This is a genomic window from Rhizobium rhododendri, assembly GCF_007000325.2.
GTDB classification, from domain to species: Bacteria; Pseudomonadota; Alphaproteobacteria; order Rhizobiales; family Rhizobiaceae; genus Rhizobium; species Rhizobium rhododendri.
Window position 1 is genome coordinate 257,590 of record NZ_CP117267.1, and the last position, 24,312, is coordinate 281,901.

15 protein-coding genes are annotated in these 24,312 nt (G+C 61.3%); 8 read left to right on the top strand and 7 right to left on the bottom strand.

Going from position 1 to position 24,312, the window contains the following annotated elements; translation table 11 throughout:
• Window positions 1–231: 231 nt before the first annotated feature.
• From edd to PR018_RS01310, 5 genes are all read right to left on the bottom strand, one after another.
• Window positions 232–2,049 carry a phosphogluconate dehydratase gene (gene edd / locus PR018_RS01290; RefSeq protein ID WP_142824041.1) on the bottom strand — a complete coding sequence of 606 codons (1,818 nt, stop codon included), beginning with the start codon at window positions 2,047–2,049 and terminating at the stop codon, window positions 232–234.
• Between the two features lie 68 nt (window positions 2,050–2,117).
• A complete protein-coding gene (pgl, locus tag PR018_RS01295) occupies window positions 2,118–2,816 on the bottom strand; it encodes a 6-phosphogluconolactonase (protein WP_142824042.1) in 699 nt (232 codons plus the stop codon).
• 10 nt (window positions 2,817–2,826) lie between these two features.
• Window positions 2,827–4,302 (bottom strand): glucose-6-phosphate dehydrogenase, encoded by a 1,476-nt coding sequence (zwf, locus tag PR018_RS01300; protein WP_142824043.1) that lies wholly within the window; start codon window positions 4,300–4,302, stop codon window positions 2,827–2,829.
• A gap of 127 nt (window positions 4,303–4,429) precedes the next feature.
• The gene (locus PR018_RS01305; RefSeq protein ID WP_142824044.1) at window positions 4,430–5,728 is read right to left on the bottom strand and encodes an NAD(P)/FAD-dependent oxidoreductase; all 1,299 of its coding nucleotides are present in this window, start codon (window positions 5,726–5,728) and stop codon (window positions 4,430–4,432) included.
• 15 nt (window positions 5,729–5,743) lie between these two features.
• Window positions 5,744–7,180, bottom strand: coding sequence for a glutamine synthetase family protein (locus PR018_RS01310; RefSeq protein ID WP_142824045.1), 1,437 nt, complete (start codon window positions 7,178–7,180; stop codon window positions 5,744–5,746).
• A 144-nt stretch (window positions 7,181–7,324) separates the two neighbouring features.
• On the opposite strand from PR018_RS01310, the gene PR018_RS01315 reads away from it, so the two are divergent.
• The 7 genes from PR018_RS01315 (at window position 7,325) to PR018_RS01345 (ending at window position 16,047) form a co-directional block, all read left to right on the top strand.
• A complete protein-coding gene (locus PR018_RS01315; protein WP_142824046.1) occupies window positions 7,325–8,506 on the top strand; it encodes a BaiN/RdsA family NAD(P)/FAD-dependent oxidoreductase in 1,182 nt (393 codons plus the stop codon).
• 150 nt (window positions 8,507–8,656) lie between these two features.
• A complete protein-coding gene (locus tag PR018_RS01320; protein WP_162854766.1) occupies window positions 8,657–8,800 on the top strand; it encodes a hypothetical protein in 144 nt (47 codons plus the stop codon).
• 315 nt (window positions 8,801–9,115) lie between these two features.
• Window positions 9,116–11,653, top strand: a complete 2,538-nt coding sequence (locus PR018_RS01325) for a methyl-accepting chemotaxis protein (protein ID WP_142824047.1) — start codon at window positions 9,116–9,118, stop codon at window positions 11,651–11,653.
• Window positions 11,654–11,973: 320 nt separating this feature from the next.
• Entirely contained in the window at window positions 11,974–13,071 is a 1,098-nt protein-coding gene (locus PR018_RS01330; protein WP_142824048.1) for a polyamine ABC transporter substrate-binding protein, read from the top strand.
• Between the two features lie 98 nt (window positions 13,072–13,169).
• Window positions 13,170–14,312: an ABC transporter ATP-binding protein gene (locus PR018_RS01335; protein WP_142824049.1), complete on the top strand. Its 1,143-nt coding sequence runs from the start codon at window positions 13,170–13,172 to the stop codon at window positions 14,310–14,312.
• A gap of 4 nt (window positions 14,313–14,316) precedes the next feature.
• Complete coding sequence (locus PR018_RS01340) at window positions 14,317–15,228, top strand: ABC transporter permease subunit (RefSeq protein ID WP_142824050.1); 912 nt, start codon at window positions 14,317–14,319, stop codon at window positions 15,226–15,228.
• A 3-nt stretch (window positions 15,229–15,231) separates the two neighbouring features.
• The gene (locus PR018_RS01345) at window positions 15,232–16,047 is read left to right on the top strand and encodes an ABC transporter permease (RefSeq protein ID WP_142824051.1); all 816 of its coding nucleotides are present in this window, start codon (window positions 15,232–15,234) and stop codon (window positions 16,045–16,047) included.
• Here the strand turns inward: PR018_RS01345 and PR018_RS01350 are convergent, their stop codons facing one another.
• Window positions 16,048–17,937 carry an AsmA family protein gene (locus tag PR018_RS01350; protein WP_142824052.1) on the bottom strand — a complete coding sequence of 630 codons (1,890 nt, stop codon included), beginning with the start codon at window positions 17,935–17,937 and terminating at the stop codon, window positions 16,048–16,050.
• Window positions 17,938–18,100: 163 nt separating this feature from the next.
• Here PR018_RS01350 and PR018_RS01355 point away from each other — a divergent pair, with 163 nt between their 5' ends.
• Window positions 18,101–20,053 carry an acetoacetate--CoA ligase gene (locus tag PR018_RS01355; RefSeq protein WP_142824053.1) on the top strand — a complete coding sequence of 651 codons (1,953 nt, stop codon included), beginning with the start codon at window positions 18,101–18,103 and terminating at the stop codon, window positions 20,051–20,053.
• A 216-nt stretch (window positions 20,054–20,269) separates the two neighbouring features.
• Here PR018_RS01355 and PR018_RS01360 read toward each other — a convergent pair whose 3' ends face one another.
• Window positions 20,270–24,265 (bottom strand): ATP-binding protein, encoded by a 3,996-nt coding sequence (locus PR018_RS01360; protein WP_224128230.1) that lies wholly within the window; start codon window positions 24,263–24,265, stop codon window positions 20,270–20,272.
• Window positions 24,266–24,312 lie beyond the last annotated feature (47 nt).

The following is a 24,312-nucleotide window of genomic DNA, read 5'->3' on the forward strand; positions in this document are numbered from 1 at the left end:
TGCCAGGAGAGAGTTCGCGATGGTTGTGAGGCCGCTATGGCCTCGCCTGTTGAAAACGCAGGCAAAACGCGGTTGAGCATGCACGTCCCAAAGGCTGGAGGCCGAGGATAACGTGATCTGGTCCGGCAGTTTATGTCGAAAGGATCGGGTGTGCCGCCGCAAGCTTCAGGCGGTCACACCAAAATTCGAAGCCGCGGCCGGCCAGCCGAAGCTGGGTAGCCGCGCCTTGCCTCAGGCGAAGACGCCGGCGCCCTGGTCGGCCGGGCCGGCGGCGCGGCGGAAGGGGGCGAACAATTCGCGGCCCATGCCGTATTCGTTGTCCGACAAGTCGATCATGACTGGTGTGCGTTCCGCAAGGTCAGCGGCATCGACCATCAGTTCGAGCGTACCGGCGATAGCGTCGATGCGGATCATGTCGCCTTCCTGGATGCGCGCGATCGGGCCGCCGTCTACGGCCTCTGGCGTCACATGGATCGCCGCCGGGATCTTGCCGGACGCGCCGGACATGCGCCCGTCGGTCAGGAGTGCCACCCGGAAGCCGCGATCCTGCAGCACGCCGAGTGCCGGCGTCAGCTTGTGAAGTTCGGGCATGCCGTTGGCCTTCGGCCCCTGGAAGCGCACCACGGCGACGAAGTCGCGGTTGAGCTTGCCTTCCTTGAAGGCTTCCTGCAGCTCCTTCTGGTCGTGAAAGATGACTGCCGGCGCTTCGATGACGTGGCGCTCCAGCTTGACGGCGGAAATCTTGATGACCGCTTTGCCGAGATTGCCGCGCAGCATCTTCAGCCCGCCATTGCCCTGGAACGGCATTTCGATGCTGGCAAGCACCTTGGGATCGGCGCTCTTCTCGGCCGACGGCTGGCGGGTGACCGTGCCGTTTTCGCCAAGCAGGGCGTCGACGGTGTAAGCCTCCAGCCCATGGCCGAACACGGTCCTGACGTCGTCATGGACGAGGCCGTGCTTCAGGAGCTGCTTGATGAGGAATCCCATGCCGCCGGCGGCGTGAAAATGGTTCACGTCGGCCTGGCCGTTCGGATAGACGCGGGCGAGCAACGGCACCGCGTCGGAGAGCTCGGATATATCCTGCCAGGTCAGCATGATGCCGGCCGCGCGTGCCATTGCGACCAGATGCATGGTGTGGTTGGTCGAGCCGCCGGTCGCGTGCAGGCCGACGACGCCGTTGACGATCGAGCGCTCGTCGATCATCTCGCCGGCAGGTGTATATTCGTTGCCGAGCGCGGTGATCGCCAGCGCCCGCTTCGTCGCTTCGCGGGTGAGCGCCTCGCGCAGGGGCGTGCCGGGATTGACGAAGGAGGCGCCGGGCATGTGCAGGCCCATGATCTCCATCAGCATCTGGTTCGAGTTGGCCGTGCCGTAGAAGGTGCAGGTACCTGGCCCATGATAGGATTTGGACTCTGCTTCCAGCAGTTCCGCCCTGCCGACCTTGCCTTCGGCGAACAGCTGGCGGACACGTGATTTCTCGTCGTTCGCAAGACCTGATGTCATAGGCCCGGCGGGAACGAAGATCGCCGGCAGATGGCCGAAGCTCATGGCGGCAATGAACAGACCCGGCACGATCTTGTCGCAGACGCCGAGATAGAGCGCCGCGTCGAACATGTTGTGCGACAGGCCGACGGCCGCCGACATGGCGATCAGGTCCCGCGAAAAAAGCGACAGTTCCATGCCCGGTTGTCCCTGCGTCACGCCATCGCACATGGCGGGAACGCCGCCTGCGACCTGCGCAATGCCGCCGGCCTCAGTGGCTGCGGCCCGGATGATGTCTGGGTAGCGCTCGAAGGGCTGATGGGCCGATAACATGTCGTTATAGGAGGTGATGATCCCGAGATTGGCAACCTGGTCTGCGGCCAGGGCATCCTTCTCGGAGGGGGAACAGACGGCGAAACCATGGGCAAGGTTGGCGCAGCCGAGCGTGCTGCGCTGAGCGCCTTTGCTGCCTACCTCTCTCAGACGACCGAGATAGCGTTCGCGCGACGCTTTTGAGCGTTCGACGATGCGGGCGGTGATCGCGGATATGCGTGCGTCAGCGGACATGAGGAACCCCTGTCTTCAATCGGTTGCCGTGTTTTTGTGGCGGCGCGGACGCGGCCTTCGGGCTCCGGTCAGGGAGCCCAATAGATTTCGACCGGCGAGGCGGCCCGGCGCAGGATGGCGCGGATCGGCATCTCGGTCTCTTCGCCGGCAGCTTCTGCCTTGGCGAGAACGTCTTTCTTGCTCTGCCCCTCGATATGCAGCACGAGGAGGCGAGCATCCTGAAGGCTGGCAAAAGTGAAGGTCAGCCGTGGTTCGCCAGCGCCTTCGGCTTCCATGGTGATGATGCCGCGTGGTGTCTGCGGATCAAGCGCCTTGGCAAGATTGCTGCCGCCGGGAAAGAACGATGCCGTATGGCCATCGCCGCCCATGCCGAGGATGGCAATATCGAACGGATCGTCGATGCCCCTGGTCTCGGCCGTCGCGATGACGGCGGATTTTTCGGCATCCGCCGCCGGCTGGTACAGCGGCAGGAATTTGGCTGCCGCCGCATTGTTCTTCAGAAGGTGCTGCTTGACCAGCAGATGGTTCGAGCGTGGATTGTCGGCGGGCACGAAGCGCTCGTCGACCAGCGTAATCGTCACCTTGCTCCAGTCGATGGCGCGCAATGACAGCGCTTCGAAAAAGGCCTTCGGCGTAGAGCCGCCGGAGACCGCAATGCTGGCCGTGCCCCGTGCGGCAACGGCAGCCGAAAGAGTTTCGGCAACCTTGTTCGCCAGACCGGTGGCGAGCGCCGGGCCGCTTTCAAAAGCATGCATGTTTGCTGTCATCGCAGTTGCCTCAGATTTCGTCGTGCCAGGTGCGTCCATCGCGCTCGATCAGCGCGATCGATTGGCTTGGTCCCCAGGTGCCGGATGTGTAGCCCTGAACCTGCTGTCCTGTGGTTTCCCATCCCTTGAGGATAGGATCGACCCACTTCCATGCGGCTTCGACTTCGTCGCGGCGCATGAACAGCGTCTGGTTGTTGCGAATGACGTCCATCAGCAGCCGCTCGTAGGCATCGGCGCTGCGGACATGGAAAGCGTTGGCAAAGCTCATGTCGAGCGAAACGTTGCGCAGGCGCATGCCGCCCGGGCCCGGATCCTTGATCATCAGCGACTGCTTGACGCCTTCGTCAGGCTGCAGGCGGATGATCAGCTGGTTCTGCTGAACGCGGCCGGCAGCGGCGTCGAAGATAACGTGCGGCAAAGATTTGAAGGTGATGATGATTTCCGACATGCGGCCGGCAAGACGCTTGCCGGTGCGGATGTAGAAGGGAACGCCGGCCCAGCGCCAGTTGCCGATCTCGGCTTTGATGGCGACAAAGGTCTCGGTGTTGGAAACGCCGCCTTCCAGCTCGTCAAGGTAGCCCTTGACCGGGCCACCAGCCGAAGCGCCGGCGCGGTACTGTCCGCGCACGGTCGCGTGCTCGACATTGGAGGCGTCGATCGGCTTCAGGGCGCGCAGCACCTTGAGTTTTTCGTCGCGCACCGCTTCCTGGTCCATCGACGACGGAATTTCCATCGCCACCAGGCAGACGAGCTGCATGATGTGGTTCTGCACCATGTCGCGGAGCGCGCCGGCCGTATCGTAGTAGCCGGCACGACCTTCGAGGCCGACCGATTCGGCTACCGTGATCTGCACGTGGTCGATGTGGTTGGCGTTCCACAGCGGCTCATAGAGCGCGTTAGCAAACCGCAGCGCCATCAGGTTCTGGACGGTTTCCTTGCCGAGATAGTGATCGATGCGGAAGATCTGTTCTTCCTTGAACACCTTGCCGATCGTGTCGTTCAGTTCGAGTGCCGAGGCCAGGTCGCGGCCGATCGGCTTTTCGACGACGATGCGCGTCGATTTGGTGATCAGCTTGTGATCGCGAATCTTTTCCGAGATGTCGCCGAAAATGCCCGGCGCAACGGCCAGGTAGAAGGCGCGGACGCGATCCTTGCCGTCGTCGAGCAGCTTCTTCAGCTTGTCCCAGCCGGCATCGGACTTGGCATCGACCGGAATGTAGAAAAGGCGTGCGAGGAATTTTGCGACTTCTTCCTCTTTGTACTCGCCCTTCTTCAAATGCTCCTTGAGAGCGGCCTTCGCAAAGTTTCGGTATTCCTCATCGGAAAGTGCGCTGCGGGATGCGCCGATGATGCGGGTCGGCTCGGTGAACTGGCCTTCGATCTGCCGATGATACAGGGCGGGCAAAAGCTTGCGCTCGGCAAGATCGCCACTGCCACCGAATACGACATAGTCAAAGGGATCGACGGGGATGATTTGGCTGCTCATGAGGTATCTCTCAATCAGACTGGGGTGGCGCCTTTTTAATCTAATCGATTTAAAAAGGCCAGTGTGCGTTGCAAGGAATCTCTACTCTGCTTGTAAAACGAATTGTGATCGGCGCAACGTCAAAAGGTCAAAACCTGTCGCGCAGCGCAAACCACGTCAGTGCGAGGAACAGAAGCGGCGCCCGGAAGCAACCGCCGCCGGGGAAGGCAGGGATGTCGAGCGACCGGAAAAGATCGAGGTCGGTCGAGCCGCCGAGCACCATGTCGGCATAGAGCTTGCCGCAGTAATTTGCCAGCATCACGCCATGGCCTGAATAGCCGCCGATCGAGGTGACGCCGGGCATGACCTCGCGAACGAAAGGTTGCCGCGTCATCGTGATGCCGACCGATCCGCCCCACGCATGGCTGATCTCGATGTCCTTGAGTGCTGGATAGATCTCCGAGATCTGCCGGACGATATGCTGTTTTATGTCGCGCGGATTGTCGGCCGTATAGGCCTCGCGGCCGCCGAACAGCAACCGGCCATCCTTCGACTTGCGGAAATAGCGCACGACGAAGCGCGAATCGGCCACGGCTTCCCCGCCGGGGATGATACCGGGAAACTTGTCGAGCGGCACGGTGGTCCCGATAAACGAACGCAGCGGCATGACGTGGCCAGAGGTCACCGGTTCCAGGTTGCCGATATAGCCGTTGCAGGCGATGAGCACGCGGCTGGCGGTTATAGTTCCAGACGGCGTATCGATCATCGTCTTGCCGCCGGATTGGCGAATGGCGGTGGCCTTGGTCATCTCGAAGATCGAGGCACCTGCGGCCTGCGCCACGCGGGCGAGCCCGATCAGCAGCTTCAACGGGTGGATATGGCCGGTGCCTGTATCGCGTACGCCACAGAAATAGCGTGTCGATCCGAGCCTCTCCTGCGTTTCCGCCTGGTCCATGAACTTCATGTGCGGATAATCGTAGCGCGTGGCGGCGATCTCGGCATTCTCGATATAGGCCTGCCGATATCCCTTCTTGTGGGCAACATTCATCTGGCCCGGCATGTAGTCGATGTCTATGCCGTTTTCCTTGGCGAAATCGAGAAGGCTGTGCTTGGCGCGCTCGGCAAGATCGAACAGCGCCTTGGAGCGCTCGTAGCCGAGCGTCTCCTCCAGCTCTTCCGGCCACCAGCGCTGGCCCGTGCCAAGCTGGCCGCCGTTACGCCCCGAAGCGCCATCGCCAAACCGCTCTGCCTCGATCAGCACGACGTCGACGCCTGCCTTGGCAAGATTATAGGCGGCCTGCAGCCCGGTATAACCGCCGCCGACGATGGCGACGTCGGCCGTGCGCGAACCGTCCAGAGCAGGATAGGTCGGCCTTTCGCCGGATGTCGCCTGGTACCAGGAAAGGCCGGGGGCGATGGGGCTTTGCCACGTATCGGATAATGCCATCAGCAGTGTCTCGTCTTAAACGTTGAGCAGCAGGAACTCACGCTCCCACGGGCTGATCACCTGCATGAAGGTCTCGAATTCGCCGCGCTTGACGCCCGCGTAGAGCCCGATGAACTCGCGGCCGAACACTTCCTCGAATGCCGGTTCGTCTTCCAGAAGGGCAATGGCCTCCAGCAGGCCGCGCGGAAGGTCGATCGATCCCTCGTTGGCCGAATCCTCGGTCGGTGCCGTCGGTTCGATCTCGCGGGTGATCCCGAGCAGGCCGGAGGCGAGCGATGCCGCCAGCGCCAGATAGGGATTGGCATCGGAACTTGGAAGCCGGTTCTCGACGCGACGGGCCTGCGGGTCCGAGACAGGAACTCGGAAGGCGGTGGTGCGGTTATCGTAGCCCCAGGCGTTGTTCACCGGGCAGGACATGTTCGGCATCAGCCGGCGATAGGAATTGACGTAGGGCGCCAGCATCGACAGCGCGCTCGGCACGTATTTCTGCATGCCGCCGATGAAGTGGAAGAACGCCTGCGATGGCGAGCCGTCTTCGTTGGAGAAGACGTTGCGGCCGGTCTCGATGTTGACGATCGACTGGTGGATATGCATCGCCGAGCCCGGCTGCGCCTGCATCGGCTTGGCCATGAAGGTGGCGTAGATATTGTGCTTCAGCGCCGCTTCGCGGATCGTCCGCTTGAACATGAAGACCTGGTCGGCGAGTTCGATCGGGTCGCCATGACGAAGGTTGATTTCCAGCTGCGCCGGACCTTCCTCGTGGATCAGCGTGTCGATCTCGAGGCCCTGCTTTTCGGAGAAGTGGTAGATATCGTCGATTAACTCGTCGAATTCGTTGATGCCGGCGATCGAATATCCCTGGCCGGCGAGGATCGTCCGTCCGGAACGGCCCTTTGGTGGATGCAGCGGATAGTCGGGGTCGTCGTTCTTGGCCACGAGGTAGAACTCGATTTCGGGCGCCACCACCGCTTTCCAGCCACGCGCCTGGTAGAGCGCCATCACCCGCTTCAAAAGGTTACGCGGCGTATAGGACACCTGCTGGCCGTCGGAGTCGACGATGTCGCAGATCACCTGGGCCGTCGGGTCGCTTTCCCACGGAACCACTGACAGCGTCGAAAGGTCAGGTACGAGCTTGAGGTCGCTATCGCGCGGCTCATAGCGAAAGCTCTCGGTCTCCTCCGGATATTCGCCCGAGATCGTGTGGCGGTAGATGGCCGAGGGCAGGGCCAGCGAGGTATTCGACGTGAACTTCGATGCCGGCATCATCTTGCCGCGCGGCACGCCGGCAAGGTCAGGGGTGATGCATTCGATATCCTCGATGCCGCGCACCCTCAGCCATTGGACCGCTTCCTTCCAGTCGGACACTCCACGAGCCGACCGCAAGCTCGGCGGAACGCTCTTCGATTTGGATACGGGCTTGGCGGGTTTAAGCAGGCTCTTTTTGGATGGCATGAAACACCGGGTTCGCATTGATCTAGGGCGACATCATAACGGCAGTTTGCTAATTGGCGAGTGACAACCTGCCGTGTTTTCCGCAAATGACAAGTCGGAGGCCGGCTCCAAAGCCTCAAGGTGGCATGCGAGAAGGAATTTAGCGTGGATCGCAAATGTGATGTCGTCATTATCGGCGCAGGCGCTGCCGGCATGATGTGCGCCATCCGCGCCGGCCAGCGTGGACGCTCGGTGATTGTGCTCGACCATGCCGCTGCACCCGGCGAGAAAATCCGAATCTCCGGGGGCGGGCGTTGTAATTTCACCAATATCCACACGACGCCGAAGAACTTCCTCTCCGCCAATCCGCATTTCGCCAAGTCCGCCCTGGCGCGTTTCACGCCGCAGGATTTTGTCGCCATGGTCGATCGCCATCGCATCGCCTGGCATGAAAAGACGCTCGGCCAGCTGTTTTGCGACGACAGCGCCAAGGATATCGTCCGGATGCTGATGGAGGAGATGCGCGACGCGGGTGTCATGCTGAAGCTGAAGACGACCGTATCGGATGTCGCACCTTCGGGCGGTGGCTTTGTCATCTCGACCGACGAAGACACGATAGAAGCAGCGTCGCTGGTCATTGCCACCGGCGGCAAGTCTATCCCCAAAATGGGAGCGACAGGCTTTGCCTACAGGATCGCCGAGCAATTCGGGCTGCCGCTGATCGAGACACGCCCCGGTCTGGTGCCGCTGACGCTCGATCCGTCGCTTCTGGAGCGCCTGGCACCTCTTTCCGGTATCGCAGCGCCTGCCGAGATCCGCTGCGGCAAGACCGGCTTTCGCGAGGCGCTGCTGTTCACGCACCGCGGCCTCAGTGGCCCGGCTGTCCTCCAGGCCTCTTCCTACTGGCGCGAGGGCGAGGAGATCACACTCGTTATCGAGCCCGAGATCGACGTTCTCGCAAAGCTGAAGGCTGCGCGACAGGCAAACGGCCGCATCGCGGCGCAGACCGCACTCGCCGAATTCCTGCCGAAACGCCTGGCGCAGTACGTTGCCGAAGCGGAGGGTTTCACCGGCAATCTCGCCGACCAGCCCGACAAGCAGTTGCAGCGACTGGCCGCGGCAGTCCAGGATTGGAAGATCAAGCCCGCCGGCTCGGAAGGATACCGCACGGCAGAGGTGACACTCGGCGGCGTCGATACCAAGGCGCTCGATTCGCGCACCATGCAGGCAAAGGATGTGCCGGGACTGTTCTTCATCGGCGAATGCGTCGATGTTACCGGCTGGCTCGGCGGCTACAATTTCCAGTGGGCCTGGGCTTCGGGCCACGTGGCTGGCGAAGCGGCGTAAGCTTAATTAGCTGCGAAGCACATTCAAGACTTGTTAACAGCCGTGCTGCATGATGTACTTTACCGCTGTTGAAGGTCTGCCCAATATTAGTGGTTGCAGGCTGGCCGCATCAGCGGTTATCGTGTCAGTGTCGAAATGGGATACGTGCTCATGAACAAGACATCGCGTCGCGCTCGCGCAATCGCCATCGCTGAAACCAAGGACAGTGCCAAGCTGTTCGCTGTCCGCTTCGCGATGCTCGCGACCGGTGCGACGGCTGCCTGTATCGCCTACATGGTTTCCCGCGCCATCTAACGGGATTCATTAAAGACTTCGTCGTCGTCCCTGTGACACCGCGTTCTCCAGCTGTGCCCGGCTTTGACCTACGCATCTCCCGCTGTCAAAAGAGTTTCTTTCAAACTTAGCGTACTAACCTTCTTTATCCGAATATTAACGGGTTTTCGGCAGTATTCGCCTTACAAAGGGGCGTTTCTCCGGCAAGCAGAAACGACGCAATGATTGCCTCCCGCCACCACGCGGGACCCCGCATGTTATCTAAAAATTCAGGGGATACACCCAGTCAGCGCCGCCGCGCCGACGGAGCGGTTGTGTATGGAAGGCAAGGCCCGAATGTTGATTGATAAAGTTCTGTCGCGTTTCAAGATCAAGACGAAAGTTCTCCTCTTCGTATTGCCATTCGTGATCAGCATCTCGGCCGTTGGCTTGACCGGTCTCTACGCCTCAGGACTGTTGCAGGGACGCATGGAGATTTCCAACAGCGTGCTGCAGTCGCTGACGGGCTTCAAGAACCTCTACGCTTCCATGGACGATTTCCTGCGCATTACCAACGAGCAGGCGCGCGACAAGCTGTATGCCGACGTCAAGTCGCAGCAGGCAGTGCTCGCAGCGACGCTCGACCAGGTCGGCGTGGGCGCACAGGGGCATGAAGAACTGGCCGATGCGACGACGAGGACTGCCGATATCGGCAACGTCGTCGGCAGCCTCTGGACCCTGCATGATCAGGAACTTAATTTCCGCAAGTCGATAGACGATGCGCAGCGCGTGCTGATCGGCACCCGCTTCAACGTCAATTTCCAGGCCCAGCAGTTGCAGGACGCGATGCGCAGCGACGAGGCCGATGCCACCGCGACGCTTCGGTCCGCAGACCGCCTGCTGAAGGGCGGCGATGCCCTGGCAAGTGTGACCGATGATTTCGGCAAGGGCGCCACGCCGGCCGACAAGCTGAAGATCGTCAAGGATCGCTTGCCGGATATCGCCAAGGCGCAGCGCTCGATCGAGTTAGCCATTCCGCCGAACCAGAAGAGCATGGTGACGTCGCTCGCGGGCACGATCAAGGACCTGACGACCTTGGTCAACGGCGTCGACGCCGCTGCCGCCACGGATCAGACCGTGACCGATGTCGGCCGGCTGCTCTCCCGCTTCCGCCAGATGTCGACCTACACGCAGCTTGCCGCGACCCAGATGATGCGCAAGGCGACAACCACCTTCGTCGAGATCGACACCCGCATCGTCCAGACCAATTCCGTTCTGGAAGACATCCGTCGTCTTGAAGCGTCGATCTATTCGCTGCAGCTCGTGCTCGGCGAATTCCTCGCCAACACCAGCAAGGACAACCTCGTTCGTCTCCGCCAGGAAATCGCCAAACTCGGCACGGACATGAACACGCTCGACCAGAGCGCCAAGGGCATGGACTTTGCCGCAGACCTCGACACGGCGATCGTTCCGGTTCTGACCTCCATGGACAGCGATGGCGGCAAGCTGGTCGACATCATCGACCAGCGTATCGCGGAATATGCCAATGCCCGCCAGCAGCTCGACCAGATCTGGGGAAAGCTGACGACGTTTGCCCAGACGCAGAAGCAGAGCGCCGGCGCCGAACGCGAGCAGGCAAACTCCATCTCGGTGCTTGCAACGGTCCTCGGCATCATCCTGTCGATTGCCGGCGGCATCGCCCTGGTGCTGACGCTGCAGCGGCCGATCGGCCAGATTACCGCTGCCATGCGCCGCATCGCCGATGGCCGGCTTGAAACCGCCATCTCGGGCGAACAGCGGCATGATGAAATCGGCGACATCGCCCGTGCTCTTGGCATCTTCAAGGAAAATGCCATCGCCAAGATCCGCATCGAGGAGCAGAGCGACGAAGAACGTGCTGCTGCCGAACACGAGCGGCAGCGCAACGACGCCGAAAAGCGCGAGCTCGACCGCCAGATCGACTTCGCGGTTAACGCCCTCGCGGGTGGTCTGGATCGCCTGGCCCAGGGGGATATCTCCACCACTATCGAAACGCCGTTCATCGGTCGCCTCGAACAGCTCCGCCGCGACTTCAACGCCTCGATGCTTCGCCTGCAGCAGACCCTCAGCCAGGTTCGCGACAATGTGGAACTGATCCAGAACAACGGCAACCAGATGGCGGCCTCCGCCGAAGACCTGTCGAAGCGCACCGAGCAGCAGGCAGCCTCGCTCGAGGAAACAGCAGCGGCCGTCGAGGAGATCACGGTCACCGTGCGCTCGTCTGCCGACCGCGCCAAGGATGCCGATGTCATCGTGCGCGAGGCCAAGCGCAGTGCCGACGATAGCTCCGTTGTCGTCAACAATGCCATCGACGCGATGTTGCGCATCGAGGATGCCTCCACCGAAATCGGCAAGATCATCGGCGTCATCGACGAGATCGCCTTCCAGACCAACCTCCTCGCTCTCAATGCAGGCATCGAGGCGGCCCGCGCCGGAGAGGCTGGCAAGGGCTTCGCAGTCGTCGCCATGGAGGTTCGCGAGTTGGCTCAGCGTTCCGCCGCAGCCGCACAGGAGATCAAGACGCTGATCAACAAGTCGACCCGCGAGGTCACCGCCGGTTCGCAGTTCGTACAGCAGACCGGGACCGTCCTGTCGCAGATCAGCAGCCAGATCGTCACCATAAGCCAGCACGTCGAGATGATCGCCCGTGCCAGCCACGACCAGTCGAATGCCCTGCAGTCAGTCAATTCGACGGTCAACCAGATGGACCAGATGACCCAGCAGAACGCGGCGATGGTCGAGGAGACCTCTGCTGCCAGCCGCGAACTGGCGACCGAGGCGGACTCGCTGATGCACCTCATCCAGCAGTTCAAGATCGAGGCCGAAAACGAACGCGGCTACCACCGCGCGGCCTGATCAGGGATTCCATCAACAGCAATCGGAACGACCGGGAAATGTTTCCCGGTCGTTTTTCGTTGACGGTCCTCCTTCACGGCTCGCCCTCGATCCCAATGGTGGCGGCAGGCCGCAGCAACGCGATCTTGCCAGCTCCGCCCAGCAGCCTGCCGCGTTCTGCCAATCGTCGCCGAAAAGCGGCACGCTGTGCTGGCGCTGCGAAAAAGCCCAGTTCGACTGACGGTTTCCCCCTTGTGGCCTTCTGAAATCCTTTCTAGTCTGACCAGAAAAACAGAGGGTTGGGTGTTGTCGCGATGCCCGTGAACGGAACAGGAGAGAAAATGAAAGCCATTATCGCACGCCTGGCTGCCACAGCTCTTGCGGTGGTCGGCCTGGTTGCCTCGGCGCAGGCTGCCGACCGTGTCGTCAATGTCTACAACTGGTCGGACTATATCGACGATTCCATTCTAGCCGACTTCACCAAGGAAACCGGCATCAAGGTCGTCTACGACGTCTATGATTCGAACGAGACGCTGGAGGCCAAGCTTCTGGCCGGCGGCACCGGATACGACGTGGTGGTGCCGACAGCGACCTTCCTGCAGCGCCAGATCGCTGCCGGCGTCTACCAGAAACTCGACAAGTCCAAGATCCCCAACCTCTCCAACATGTGGTCTGAAATCACCGATCGCGCCCAGAAGTACGATCCGGGCAACGACTATGCCGTCGACTATATGTGGGGCACCACCGGGATCGGCTACAACATCGACAAGATGAAGGCCATCCTCGGCACCGATGAACGGCCGAACTGGGATGTGCTCTTGAAGCCGGAAATGGCCGCCAAGTTTAAGGATTGCGGTATCTACATGCTGGATTCGCCGTCCGATGTGCTGCCCTCGGTGCTGGCCTATCTTGGCCTCAATCCGGACAGCCGCGATCCGGCCGAGCTGAAAAAGGCGCAGGACGTTCTGACGGCCGTCCGCCCCTATATTCGCAAATTCGATTCGTCCAACTACATCAGCGCTCTGGCCCAAGGCGACATCTGCCTGGTGCTCGGCTATTCCGGCGATATCTTCCAGGCTCGCAGCCGGGCGGAAGAAGCCAAGAACAATGTCAAGATCGGCTACTCGATCCCGTCTCAGGGTGCCCAGATGTGGTTCGACATGATGGCTATCCCCAAGGATGCCCCGCATGTGGCCGAGGCGCATGAGTTCATCAACTACATCATGAAGCCCGAGGTCATCGCCAAGGCATCGAACTTCGTCTTCTACGCCAACGGCAACAAGGCCTCGCAGGCTTTCGTCGACAAGGCGATCCTCAGCGATCCAGTTATCTACCCGCCGGACGACATGATGAAGAAGCTGTTCACCACGACGCCCTACGACAACAAGATACAGAAAACCGTGACCCGGTTGTGGACCACGGTCGTCACCGGTCAGTAGCAGAGCGAATACCGGCCCGGGCCCCTAAAGTCCGGGCTTTTTTATGCTGCGGCGCCCGTGGGGACGTCGACAATGCATCGCATCATTCGGGGATCATGATGAAGTCTCTCGGCAACATCCGCCGCTCTTTCGCGCCATGGACGGATCCTGCGGCCAAACCGTTCATCTCGGTGCGCAATGTCACCAAGAAATTCGGTGACTTCACAGCCGTCGACAATCTCTCGCTGGATATCTACCATCGCGAATTCTTCGCTCTTCTCGGCGCCTCCGGCTGCGGCAAGTCGACGCTCCTGCGCATGCTCGCCGGCTTCGAGCAGCCGACCTCGGGTGAAATCATCCTCGATGGCCAGGATCTTGCCGGCACGCCGCCCTATCGGCGACCGGTCAACATGATGTTCCAGTCCTACGCGCTTTTCCCGCACATGACGGTCGAGAAGAACATCGCTTTCGGCCTGCGCCAGGATGGCATGAGCAAGGCCGAGATCGCAGAGCGCGTCGCGCAGATGTTGAAGATGGTGAAGCTCGAGCAGTTCGCCACCCGCAAGCCCAACCAGCTGTCCGGCGGCCAGCGCCAGCGCGTCGCCCTGGCGCGTTCGCTCGCCAAGCAGCCGAAGGTGCTGCTGCTCGATGAGCCTCTCGGCGCGCTGGACAAGAAGCTGCGCGAGGAAACCCAGTTCGAGTTGATGGACCTGCAGCAGAGCCTCGGACTCATCTTCGTCGTCGTTACCCACGACCAGGAAGAAGCGATGACGATGGCAGATCGCATCGCCGTCATGAGCCACGGCAAGGTGGCGCAGGTAGCAACACCTGCGGAAATCTACGAGGCGCCGAATTCCCGTTTCGTTGCCGGCTTCATCGGAGACGTCAATATTCTGGACGGCAATGTCGTGTCCGCGAAGCCGGGCTTCGCCGAGATCGCAGTCGACAACGCCTTCACGCTGCGCACGGCGACATCAGATGCACCCGCCGTCGGCAGCCGCGCCGGCTTTGCCATCCGTCCCGAAAAGCTCCGCGTCACCCGCAACCCGCCGGCCAATGCCGGTGTCAATGCCGCAGAGGGTGAAATCTGGGACATCGCGTATCTCGGCGACATGACCGTGTTCCACGTCAAATTGCAGGGCGGCCAGGTCGTCAAGGCGTCTTCGCTCAACGCGGTGCGCTCCGTCGACGACCCCTTCGGCTACGACCAGCAGGTATGGGTCTCCTTCGATGAAAATGCCGGCGTGCTGTTGAAGGATTGAGATCATGGGAACGTTCGGTTCAGCGCTCTACCGCCGCCTTGTGATCATCATCCCCTATCTGTGGCTGCTGATCTTCTTCCTGGCACCGTTCTTCATCGTCTTCCGCATGTCGCTGTCGACCTCGGCGACCGCGATGCCGCCTTACACACCCGTCTTCTCGACGTCGAACGGCCTCAGCGGCTTCATCGATAACCTCCGCCAGCTTTCCTTCGACAACTACGTCTGGCTGACCGGCGATCCCCTCTATTTCAAATCCTATGTCTCGAGCGTCACGATAGCCGCCATCTCGACATTGCTGACGCTGCTGATCGCCTATCCGCTGGCCTATGGCATGGCACAGGCGCCGCGCACGATCCGGCCGACCCTTTTGATGCTGGTGATCCTGCCATTCTGGACGAGTTTCCTGATCCGCGTCTACGCCTGGATCGCCATTCTGAAGCCGGAGGGCCTGCTGAACCAGGTGCTGCTCTATCTCGGTGTCATCCACGAGCCCCTGATCATCCTCAACACCAACACCGCCGTCTATATCGGCATCGTCTACTCCTACCTGCCGTTTATGGTGCTGCCGCTCTACTCCGCGCTCGAAAAGATGGATCACACGCTGATCGAGGCGGCGCAGGATCTCGGCTGCCCGCCGATCACGGCTTTCTGGCGCGTGACCTTTCCGCTGTCGTTGCCGGGCGTCATTGCCGGCTGCATGCTGGTCTTCATTCCGGCCGTCGGCGAGTTCGTCATTCCCGACCTGCTCGGCGGATCGCAGACGCTGATGATCGGCAAGACGCTCTGGAACGAGTTCAACGCCAACCGCGACTGGCCGGTGTCCTCGGCGGTTGCGACCATCCTTCTCCTCATCCTCGTCGTACCGATCGTGTTCTTCCAGAATATCCAGGCGAAAGCCGACGAGCAGGGGAGATAGACGATGGTCAAATGGTCCCGCTTCAACATCGTCTCGGTCACCCTCGGTTTTGCCTTCCTCTACTTGCCGATAACGCTACTGGTCATCTTCTCGTTCAACGAGTCCAAGCTGGTAACGATCTGGACCGGCTTCTCGGTCAAATGGTATGTCCAGCTGATGCACAATCAGGCGCTACTGGACGCGGCCTGGGTCACGGTGCGGGTCGGCCTGTTGTCGGCGACGCTGGCAACCGTGCTCGGTACGCTCGCCGCCTTCACACTTGTCCGCTACACCCGTTTTCGCGGCCGGATGCTTTTTTCCGGCATGGTTTACGCGCCGCTGGTCATGCCGGATGTCATCACCGGCCTGTCGCTGCTGCTGCTGTTTGTCGCCATCGACTTCGATCGCGGGTTCTGGACGATCACGCTTGCCCACACGACGCTAACCATGTGTTTTGTCGCCGTAGTCGTGCAGTCGCGGCTGATGAGCTTCGACCAGTCGATCGAGGAGGCGGCGCTCGATCTCGGCGCCACCCCGCTGCGCACATTCCTGGAGATAACCCTGCCGATCATTTCGCCGGCTGTGTTCTCAGGCTGGATCCTGGCGTTTACGCTGTCGCTCGACGACCTCGTCATTGCAAGCTTCACCTCCGGCCCCGGGGCCACCACGCTGCCGATGAAGATCTACAGCCAGGTGCGGTTGGGCGTCACGCCGGAGATCAACGCCGTTTGCACCATCCTGATCGCCATCGTGGCGATTGGCGTGATTTGCGCCTCTGTTGTCACGAAAAGACGGGAAATCCAGCGCCAGCGCGACGAGCATGCTGCCAACGCGCTGTGATTAGGGCTGCGTTGCCTTTTGCTGAACCGGAGATACCGGCGAGACGATCGCGTCCGGCCATGTGCCGCCGATAAAGAATGGCAGCACCGGCAGGTCGGCTCCCTCCGCCGCATTGGTCGCATCCAGCACACCGGATAAGGCTAGCGAGTTGGTGCGGAACGGCACGATGCCGGAAAGCGACAAAGTCTCGTTTCGCCCAACGATCCTGGCGTTCTGCACATCGACCGAGCCCTTGGCAAAGCTTGCGTCGAGATCGATGGTCTGGAAATCGAACGTCGAGTCTGCGACGTCGCTGAGGCGGAAGAATTTCTTCTGGGCGGCAAGGGCACGGAATGTCGAGACATTGAACTGGCGGAAGGCACCGGCCTTCGACCAGTAGCGCAGCTTGCCGGCGACGTCGCCGAGATTGGCGGCCCAGATCGGCTTGTTGGTCATCAGCGACAGGTCGAGCGAGCCATTGGCCAGCGGCAGCGGCCCCTGCAGGTTAAGGCGGGTGATGAGGCTGGCAAAATCTGCATCGCGGATCGAAATCTGCAACTTGCCGCCGCCATCGAAGTTGCGCTCGGTGACTTCGAGATGGGCGGTCAGGTCTCCGCCTTCAAAGCCACTGTCGCCGATGTCGAACTTGGCCGTGCCGCCGGCCACCAGCAATCCTGCGCCGATGTTGTCGAAATTGAAGGGCCCGAGTGACGCGCTTTTTGCCGACAGGCGCAGATCGAGGTCCAGCCTCTGCAGCGGATTGCCGTTCAGCAGCGTGTCGATAGCCGTGCTGGCGGCAAGTCGCATCGAAAAGGCGGCGAGGAACGGATTGAGGTTCATCTTGTCGAAGGCAAGCGTGCCTGAAATCTTCGGCTTCCCGGTACTGGTATAGCCATAATCCATGACGCCGGAAGCGGCGGCGTCGTTGAGCACGAAGTTCAGGTTGTTAAAGCGAATGCCGTCCGTGACTGTCAAGACATCGGCATTCATCGACAGGTTCTTGAGTGTAGCGCTGCCGGGCAGGCGCTCGCCGCTCCAGGCGAGGAAGGACGGCATGTCGGGAATGGCGAGGTCCAGATTTCCGGACAGCGCTGAAAAATCGGACATGTTGGTAATGCCGGTAAAGGTTCCGCGGATCAGCGGCGAGGAGAACGTCGTCTTGGCATCGACATTCTTGCCGGCAAACAGCAGCAGCGGCTGTTCCGAGAAGAAATCGACCTTGATGTCCTGGCCGTTGAGGCGGGCAAGCAGCACGGCGCTCATCGGCTTCGACAGTCGTGGCCACGAAATATCGGCATTGACCCCGTCGAGCCTGAAGAGCCTGCCGGTCTTGTCGTCGGTCAGTTCGACCACGCCATCCTCGACCGTGACGCCGCCGATCTTGGCGTCCTGCGATTTGGTGATCACGGTGCTGCCGGTCGGGGATCTCTCGACCCGGTCGATGGCCTTGCCGAGCAGTCCGGCATTGGTCCAGTCGATCAGCCCGGTATCGTCGCGGCGCACGTAGACGACCGGCCGCAGGAAGTGGAATTCGTGGAAATCGGCCTTTCCGCGCAGGGCGGCCAGCAGCGAGAAGTCGGCGGACAGGCTGTCGACATGACCGAGCACCTTGCCACCGGCAGTGCGCTCGCGGATCGTCACCTGGTTCAGCGTGACGCGCGGCGTCGGCCAGAAGTCGATCGCCGGGGATCCCTCGATCTCGGCGCGATAGCCGGTCCAGCGCGACAGAGCTTCCTCTATCCCGGAGCGCACCAGGCCGCTGGAAATGAGAAAGGGTGCCGTGGCTCTAAACACGACGGAAACGATGATGATGGTGAGAACGACGATGCCGGTCGTGCGCGCGACGGCTGGAAGCCAGCGTTTCATCGACCGCAAGGCGGGCCGCCACCTCTTGTTACCTGACGCCGTCATGTTGATGCAGAAACTTTCAAACCGTTGCGCATGATTTCGCCTGCGTTTGGCGGATATAGGAAATGCCGATCATATGCAAACGTCGCATCCTGACACGCCGCCAACCTCTGATATTAATATTGCTGCGCGGCGTGGTAGAGAGCGTCGAGCGGGAGGGATAGGAATGCAGGACGAGCAGCCGTTATGGTCTTTGTCTGAGGTGGAGCGCCGGAAGACGCCGATGTTCGCGTTCATGCAGCATTGCAATGCGCAGCATGGGCTTTCCCTCGATGATTTCGAAAGCCTGCATGCCTGGTCGATTGTTGATCGCGAAGGCTTCTGGACCGCCGTCTGGGAGTTTTGCGGCATCAAGGGCACCAGAGGTTCGCGGGCTCTAGTCGATGGTGACAACATGCTGGACGCGCGTTTCTTCCCAGACGCGGAACTGAATTTTGCCGAGAACCTTCTCACCAGAAGCGGTCCTGGGGATGCACTGATCTTTCGCGGCGAGGACAAGGTCAGTTCACGCTGGTCCTGGGACCGGCTACGCGCCGAAGTGTCGCGTCTGCAGCAGGCCTATCGTGCAATCGGCATCGGCAAGGGGGATCGCATCGCGGCAATGATGCCGAATATGCCGGAGACCATTGCCTGCATGCTGGCCGCAGCATCCATCGGCGCAATCTGGTCGTCCTGTTCGCCTGACTTCGGCGAGCAGGGCGTCATGGACCGTTTCGGCCAGATCGAACCGAAGCTGTTCATCGCCTGCAGCGGCTACTGGTACAATGGCAAGCTCCAGGATGTCGCCGACAAGATCCGCGCCGTGACGCAGCGCCTCGGTGTCGCCTCTGTCATCATCCCCTATGCCGGGGATGCGGATGCCGTGGCGGCCATGACGCCTGATGCCACGACGCTCGATGCCTTCCTCAAGGCGTTCACGCCGAAGCCTGTCGAATACGAGGCATTGCCCTTCGCCCACCCGCTGTTCATCCTGTTTTCGTCGGGCACCACGGGCGTGCCGAAATGTATCGTCCACTCGGCGGGTGGCACGCTGCTGCAATTGGTCAAGGAGCATCGCCTGCACTGCGGTGTCATGCCCGACGACAGGATTTTCTATTTCACCACCTGCGGCTGGATGATGTGGAACTGGTTAGCGGTCGGCCTTGCCGCCGGCGCGACGCTTTGCCTCTACGACGGTTCACCCTTCGCGCCCGATGGAAACATCTTGTTCGATTATGCCGCAGACGAGAAATTTGCCATTTTCGGCACCTCGGCGAAATATATAGATGCGGTGCGCAAAAGCGGCCTGCGGCCAACGAACTCACACGACCTGTCTCGCCTGCGGCTTATTGCCTCCACCGGTTCGCCGTTGTCGCCAGAGGGTTTTTCCTTCGTCTACGAAGGCATCAAGGCCGATGTCCAGCTGGCATCGATCTCCGGCGGAACGGATATCGTCTCCTGCTTCGTGCTTGGCAATCCGCTGCAGCCCGTCTGGCGCGGCGAAATACAGGGCCCGGGGCTGGGACTGGCCGTCGACGTCTGGAACGAGGATGGCCACCCGGTGCGGCTGGAAAAGGGCGAACTTGTCTGCACCAAAGCCTTTCCGTCGATGCCGATCATGTTCTGGAACGATCCCGACCGCCTCAAGTACCGGGCCGCCTATTTCGAGCGCTTCGACAACGTCTGGTGCCATGGCGATTTCGCCGAATGGACCCGGCATGGCGGCCTCGTCATTCACGGCCGATCCGACGCGACCCTCAATCCCGGCGGCGTCCGCATCGGCACTGCGGAGATCTACAATCAGGTCGAGCAAATGCCCGAGGTGGTGGAAGCGATCTGCATCGGCCAGGATTGGGAGGATGACGTGCGGGTCGTGCTGTTCGTCAAACTGGCCACCGGCATCACGCTTACCCAGGATCTCGCCACCGCGATCAAGGCTCGCATTCGAACCGGTGCCACGCCGCGCCATGTGCCGGCGAAAATTGTTGCCGTCGCCGATATCCCCCGTACCAAATCCGGAAAGATCGTCGAACTCGCGGTGCGCGAAGTGGTGCATGGCCGGACAGTGCGCAACAAGGAAGCGCTCGCCAATCCGGAGTGCCTGGCACAATTCGCTGATCTCGAGGCATTGAAAAATTAACCGAACGCAAATGCGCAATAGTCACAGGTGAGAGATTGCCGGTCTTTTTAAGATTGTGTTAGGAGATAGCGATCAAGCTACCCTCAGTTGCGCGGCGTCTAATATTCACTCCGCGCACGGCCCGACCATGGAGAACTTCCAGATCTGCGGGTCTCTATCTCCAATCAACAGCATGACTTAGGGCGGCCCTCGGCCGCCCTTTTTTAATGCATCGGCCTAATCGGCAAGAACGCGCGGCGAGGGGAAGGTGACTTCCACCAGAGTGCCTTCGTTGGGAGCGGAGTGGATGGAAAACAGCGCCCTGTTGGCATCCACCATCGCCTTGGTCAGCGGCAAGCCGAGACCGGTGCCGTCGCCGCGCTGGCGCGAGTTTGTTGCCACCTGGCGAAACGGCTTCATTGCCTGTTCCAGTTCCGTGCGCGTCATGCCGACGCCGGTGTCGCGAATGCGAAGCACGACGCTGCCATTGCCCTCGTAGGACGTTGAAACGACGATCTGGCCGCCGGATGGCGTGAAGCGGATGGCGTTGGAAAGGATATTCAGGGCGATCTGCTTGATCGACCTCAGATCGGCAACGACATTCGGCACCGACTGCGAAAGCCCGGTGCGGATGATCACGCGCTGTCCGTTGGCCTGCGGCTGGACGATCGATACGGCTTCGGCGATCGCCTCGTTGAGGCCGACGGCGCCGAACTCGAGTTCCATCTCGCCGGCTTCGATCTTCGAGATGTCGAGAAGATCGTTGACGATATCGAGCACATGGCGACCGGAGCGTCCGATGTCGCCGGCATATTCGACATAGCGCGCATGGCCCATCGGCCCGAGCCGCTCGCTCGCCATCATGTCGGAAAAGCCGATGATGGCATTGAGTGGCGTGCGGATCTCGTGGCTGACGCGGGCAAGAAAGTCGCTTTTGTGGGCGTTGGCCGTTTCAGCCGCGCGCTTGGCATTGCGCAGGTCTTCCTCCGTGCGCTTCCACTGGGTTATATCGCGGATCACGGCGCAGTAGCCGTTCGACGAGGTCAGTACGCCCATGGTCATGAACAGCGGCACGAACCCGCCGGATGCCTCGCGACCGATGACCTCGCGTCCGTCGTTCAAAACGCTGGCCACGCCGTTGCCGGTGAGCCCGCTCAGATAATCGAGCACGGCCTTCTGGCTCTCATGGGCAAACAGCATGACGAAGGGTTTGCCGCGCGTCTCCTGCTCATCATAGTTGAACAGCGCGCTGGCCGAGCGATTCATCGACCTTATATCGCCTTCCGGCCCGATGATGGCGACGCCATCTGTCGCGGTCTCGAGGATCGATTGCAGTTCCTCCACCTCGACCTGCAGCTTGGCAACCTTTTCCAGCATGCGTTCCGGACGGGGCTCTTCGCGGCTGTCGATCCGCGTCGACAACAGCGCCTCGCCATCCTTCTCGACAGGCATCAGCGCCAACATCAATGCGCTGGCATCTTCCCAGCGGATGGATTGCAGCCGGGCAGTGACCGGCACCAGCGCGTCGTCGGCTCTGACCACCATCATCACGCCGGAGCGTTCTGTCTTGTCCTGCAAATCCTCCCGCTGCAGCAGCGCATCGATGCCGCCAACCCCTTCCAGCTCCGCCAGCGAGGTATAGCCCGTTAGCCGCATGAACTCGGGATTGGCGTGGATCAGCGTGTCGCCGGCATGGACGAGGACCGCGACGGGCAGCTGATCGACCACAGCAGCCGACAGCCCGTCGGTCATTTTCACGCGCGGCGGAATGGCCGTGTTGAGAACATCGAGCGCGTTGAATTCGTCGCCGCCTTCACGTCCCTCCACAGCATCGGCAGGTTCGGGCGTGTCGGAGCCTTCTATATCGTCGTTAGCCGCCAGCAGCGGCGTCGGATAAAACGCATCGAGCTCTGCCGCAGGCGCTTCCGGCTGCTCGCTCTCGTCATCTGTCGGATCGGCAGGGGCGGCATCCGTCGGTTCTTCGCCACGCTTGCCGAACGGCTCGAGCTGCTTGGCGATCTCGCGGAAGGCAGCCTGCTCTGCCAGCGACAGGCCGTCAGTCAGGTTCTGCCGCCGTTCATGCAGCTGGATGATCTTGTCGGAAAGCCTGCGGGCCGGCGTCTCTGATATCTTCAGGGCGGGCGGTTCGACGTGGAACGGCAGCTCCGGCTCGTTGGGTTCGAATATCCGCTCGGACGGTCCATCCAGCGGCTCGACGCTATCAGGCACATGCTCCGCCTCGACGGCGGACGTTTCGTTCTCATCAGTGCTCTCGTCGAAAACCACCGGATCTGCGACCGTGGCTTTCTCATCCGGATGCTCCGGGTGCAATGCATCAGCCGCTTCGTTGCCTGACGCGGTGTCATCGATGGCTGGCAACCCCAGGGTCAGCCCGGTCCGCAGCGGGTCCTCCGTCGCGTCCGACAGGCGGACGACGCCAAAGCCTCTGAAGCCGTCGAACTCACGGCTGCGCGTATAGGTCGGCAGAGCCGCAAGATCGACAGGAACCGTCAGGCTCGTTCCCTCGACCGGCCAATGGATGGTCCGCCCCGACCATGTGTCGCGACGGGCAAGCAACTCGGCGATCTTGCCATCGGGATCTAGGTGGAACAGCGTCGCGATATCGGCAAAGGCGACGCCTGCGAGAGCCTTTGCATGAGGCCCGACAGCCTCGGCGAATTCCCGCGAAATCTCGCTGAAATGGCCCTCTGCATCGATCTTCCAGACGAAGCGCGTCGCACGTCCCTGCCGATTGAAAACGAAATGCTGCGGCTGATCGGTCTCGGGTGCTGCAGCCGCAACGGCGTCCGCTACGGTTGCGGGCTGGGCGATATCGACCGATGCGGCTGGTGCTGCTTCCTGTTCGGACGCAGCCGGCTCCCGTGGCTCGATCTCCGCATTGGCAGTGAGGGGTTGATCTTCACTCGGCTCCCGATCCGGCACTTCCCGCTCAACGCTTGCGTCATCCGTCGAAGCACCCTCGGTGTCGTCCGCTGACAGCTCTATGTCAGGCGAAAGTTCCGAGCCCCGCTCGGGTGATGCATCGGTCGAATCCTCGACATGCGTTTCCGCATCCTCATTCGTCAGGGCCGCAGTCTGCTCGTCCTCGGCAATCTCGTGATCGGCGTCGTCCTCGTCGCCATCGTCCTGCACGGCAGGTGTCGCCGGTTGCTCGGGCTCCTCGACGGCGTTGGGATCGCTTTGTTCGATGGCGGCAATTTCTTCCGGTTCGTCTTCGACATCTTCGATCTCGGCAAGAGCATCGATCGCCGCCGAGAACTCCCGTGTACCGGGGTCTAACTGATTGGTTGGTTCGTCGGCGCTCGAAGATGGGATGGCGGCGTCGGTTCCAGCTTCTTCCGAGACGCTCTCGACGTCGCCACGATCTTCATGAACATCGGCAGGCGCTTCTGCGGCGGTAGTCGCCCTAACAGCAGCTGGCTCGATATGGGCGGAGCCATCATCGGCGACGGCTGCCGTCGTTTCGGCCTCTGCCACCGGCGTTGCCAAGGTTTCGGCCGCCGCTGGCACCACTGCCGAAACGGTTTCAACGGGATCGAGATGGCCGATGACCATTTCGACGACAAACAGCAGATTGAGGGCTGGTGTATCCGACAGGAGGCCGATGGCGGCGGGTAGGTAGCCCTGGCCGGTCCGGATCGGCCTTTTGATCAGTCGCTCCGGCTGGCCACCGGCCATTGTCACCAGCATGCCCGCAGTTTCCGTCGTGATCCCGAGGGCTGCGAAACCGGGCGAGGCGGCGATGATCTCGCCGTCGCGGCCGATGACGGCGATATGGGTGTCGGGATCGTCGAACCCGTCGAGCATCCGCTGCGCACGCTCGGTGGTCTCCAGCGGTTTTGCGGAAACCGGGCAGGAAAACAGGATTGCGTCTTCGCCGGCCGGGGTGCGGATCTTCTCGACTGCCGCATTGGCAACAACACGCTGGAACCCTGCCGCTATCCGGATCAGGAAGCTGCGAGTATCGCCGACGGCGACCAGCTGGTGCGCAGTGGCTGCAATCTGGCGGAAGGATACGTCACCGGGCCGGGCGCCCTGGTCGAGAAAATCATAGATGGCCGCATAGCCGAAAAGGTCGGCGCCGGCGCCGTTTGCCCACAGCACCCGGTCGAGTTCGACCGAGAACAGCGCCATCGCTTCGCCGCGCGCAAACCGGTCGCGGATGCTCGGATGAACGGCAATGTCGATGAACGGATACTGTACTGCCGGCATTGTCCAACCTGATGTTCGAGCCGAGGCCTTCTCGCATTAACGTTTTG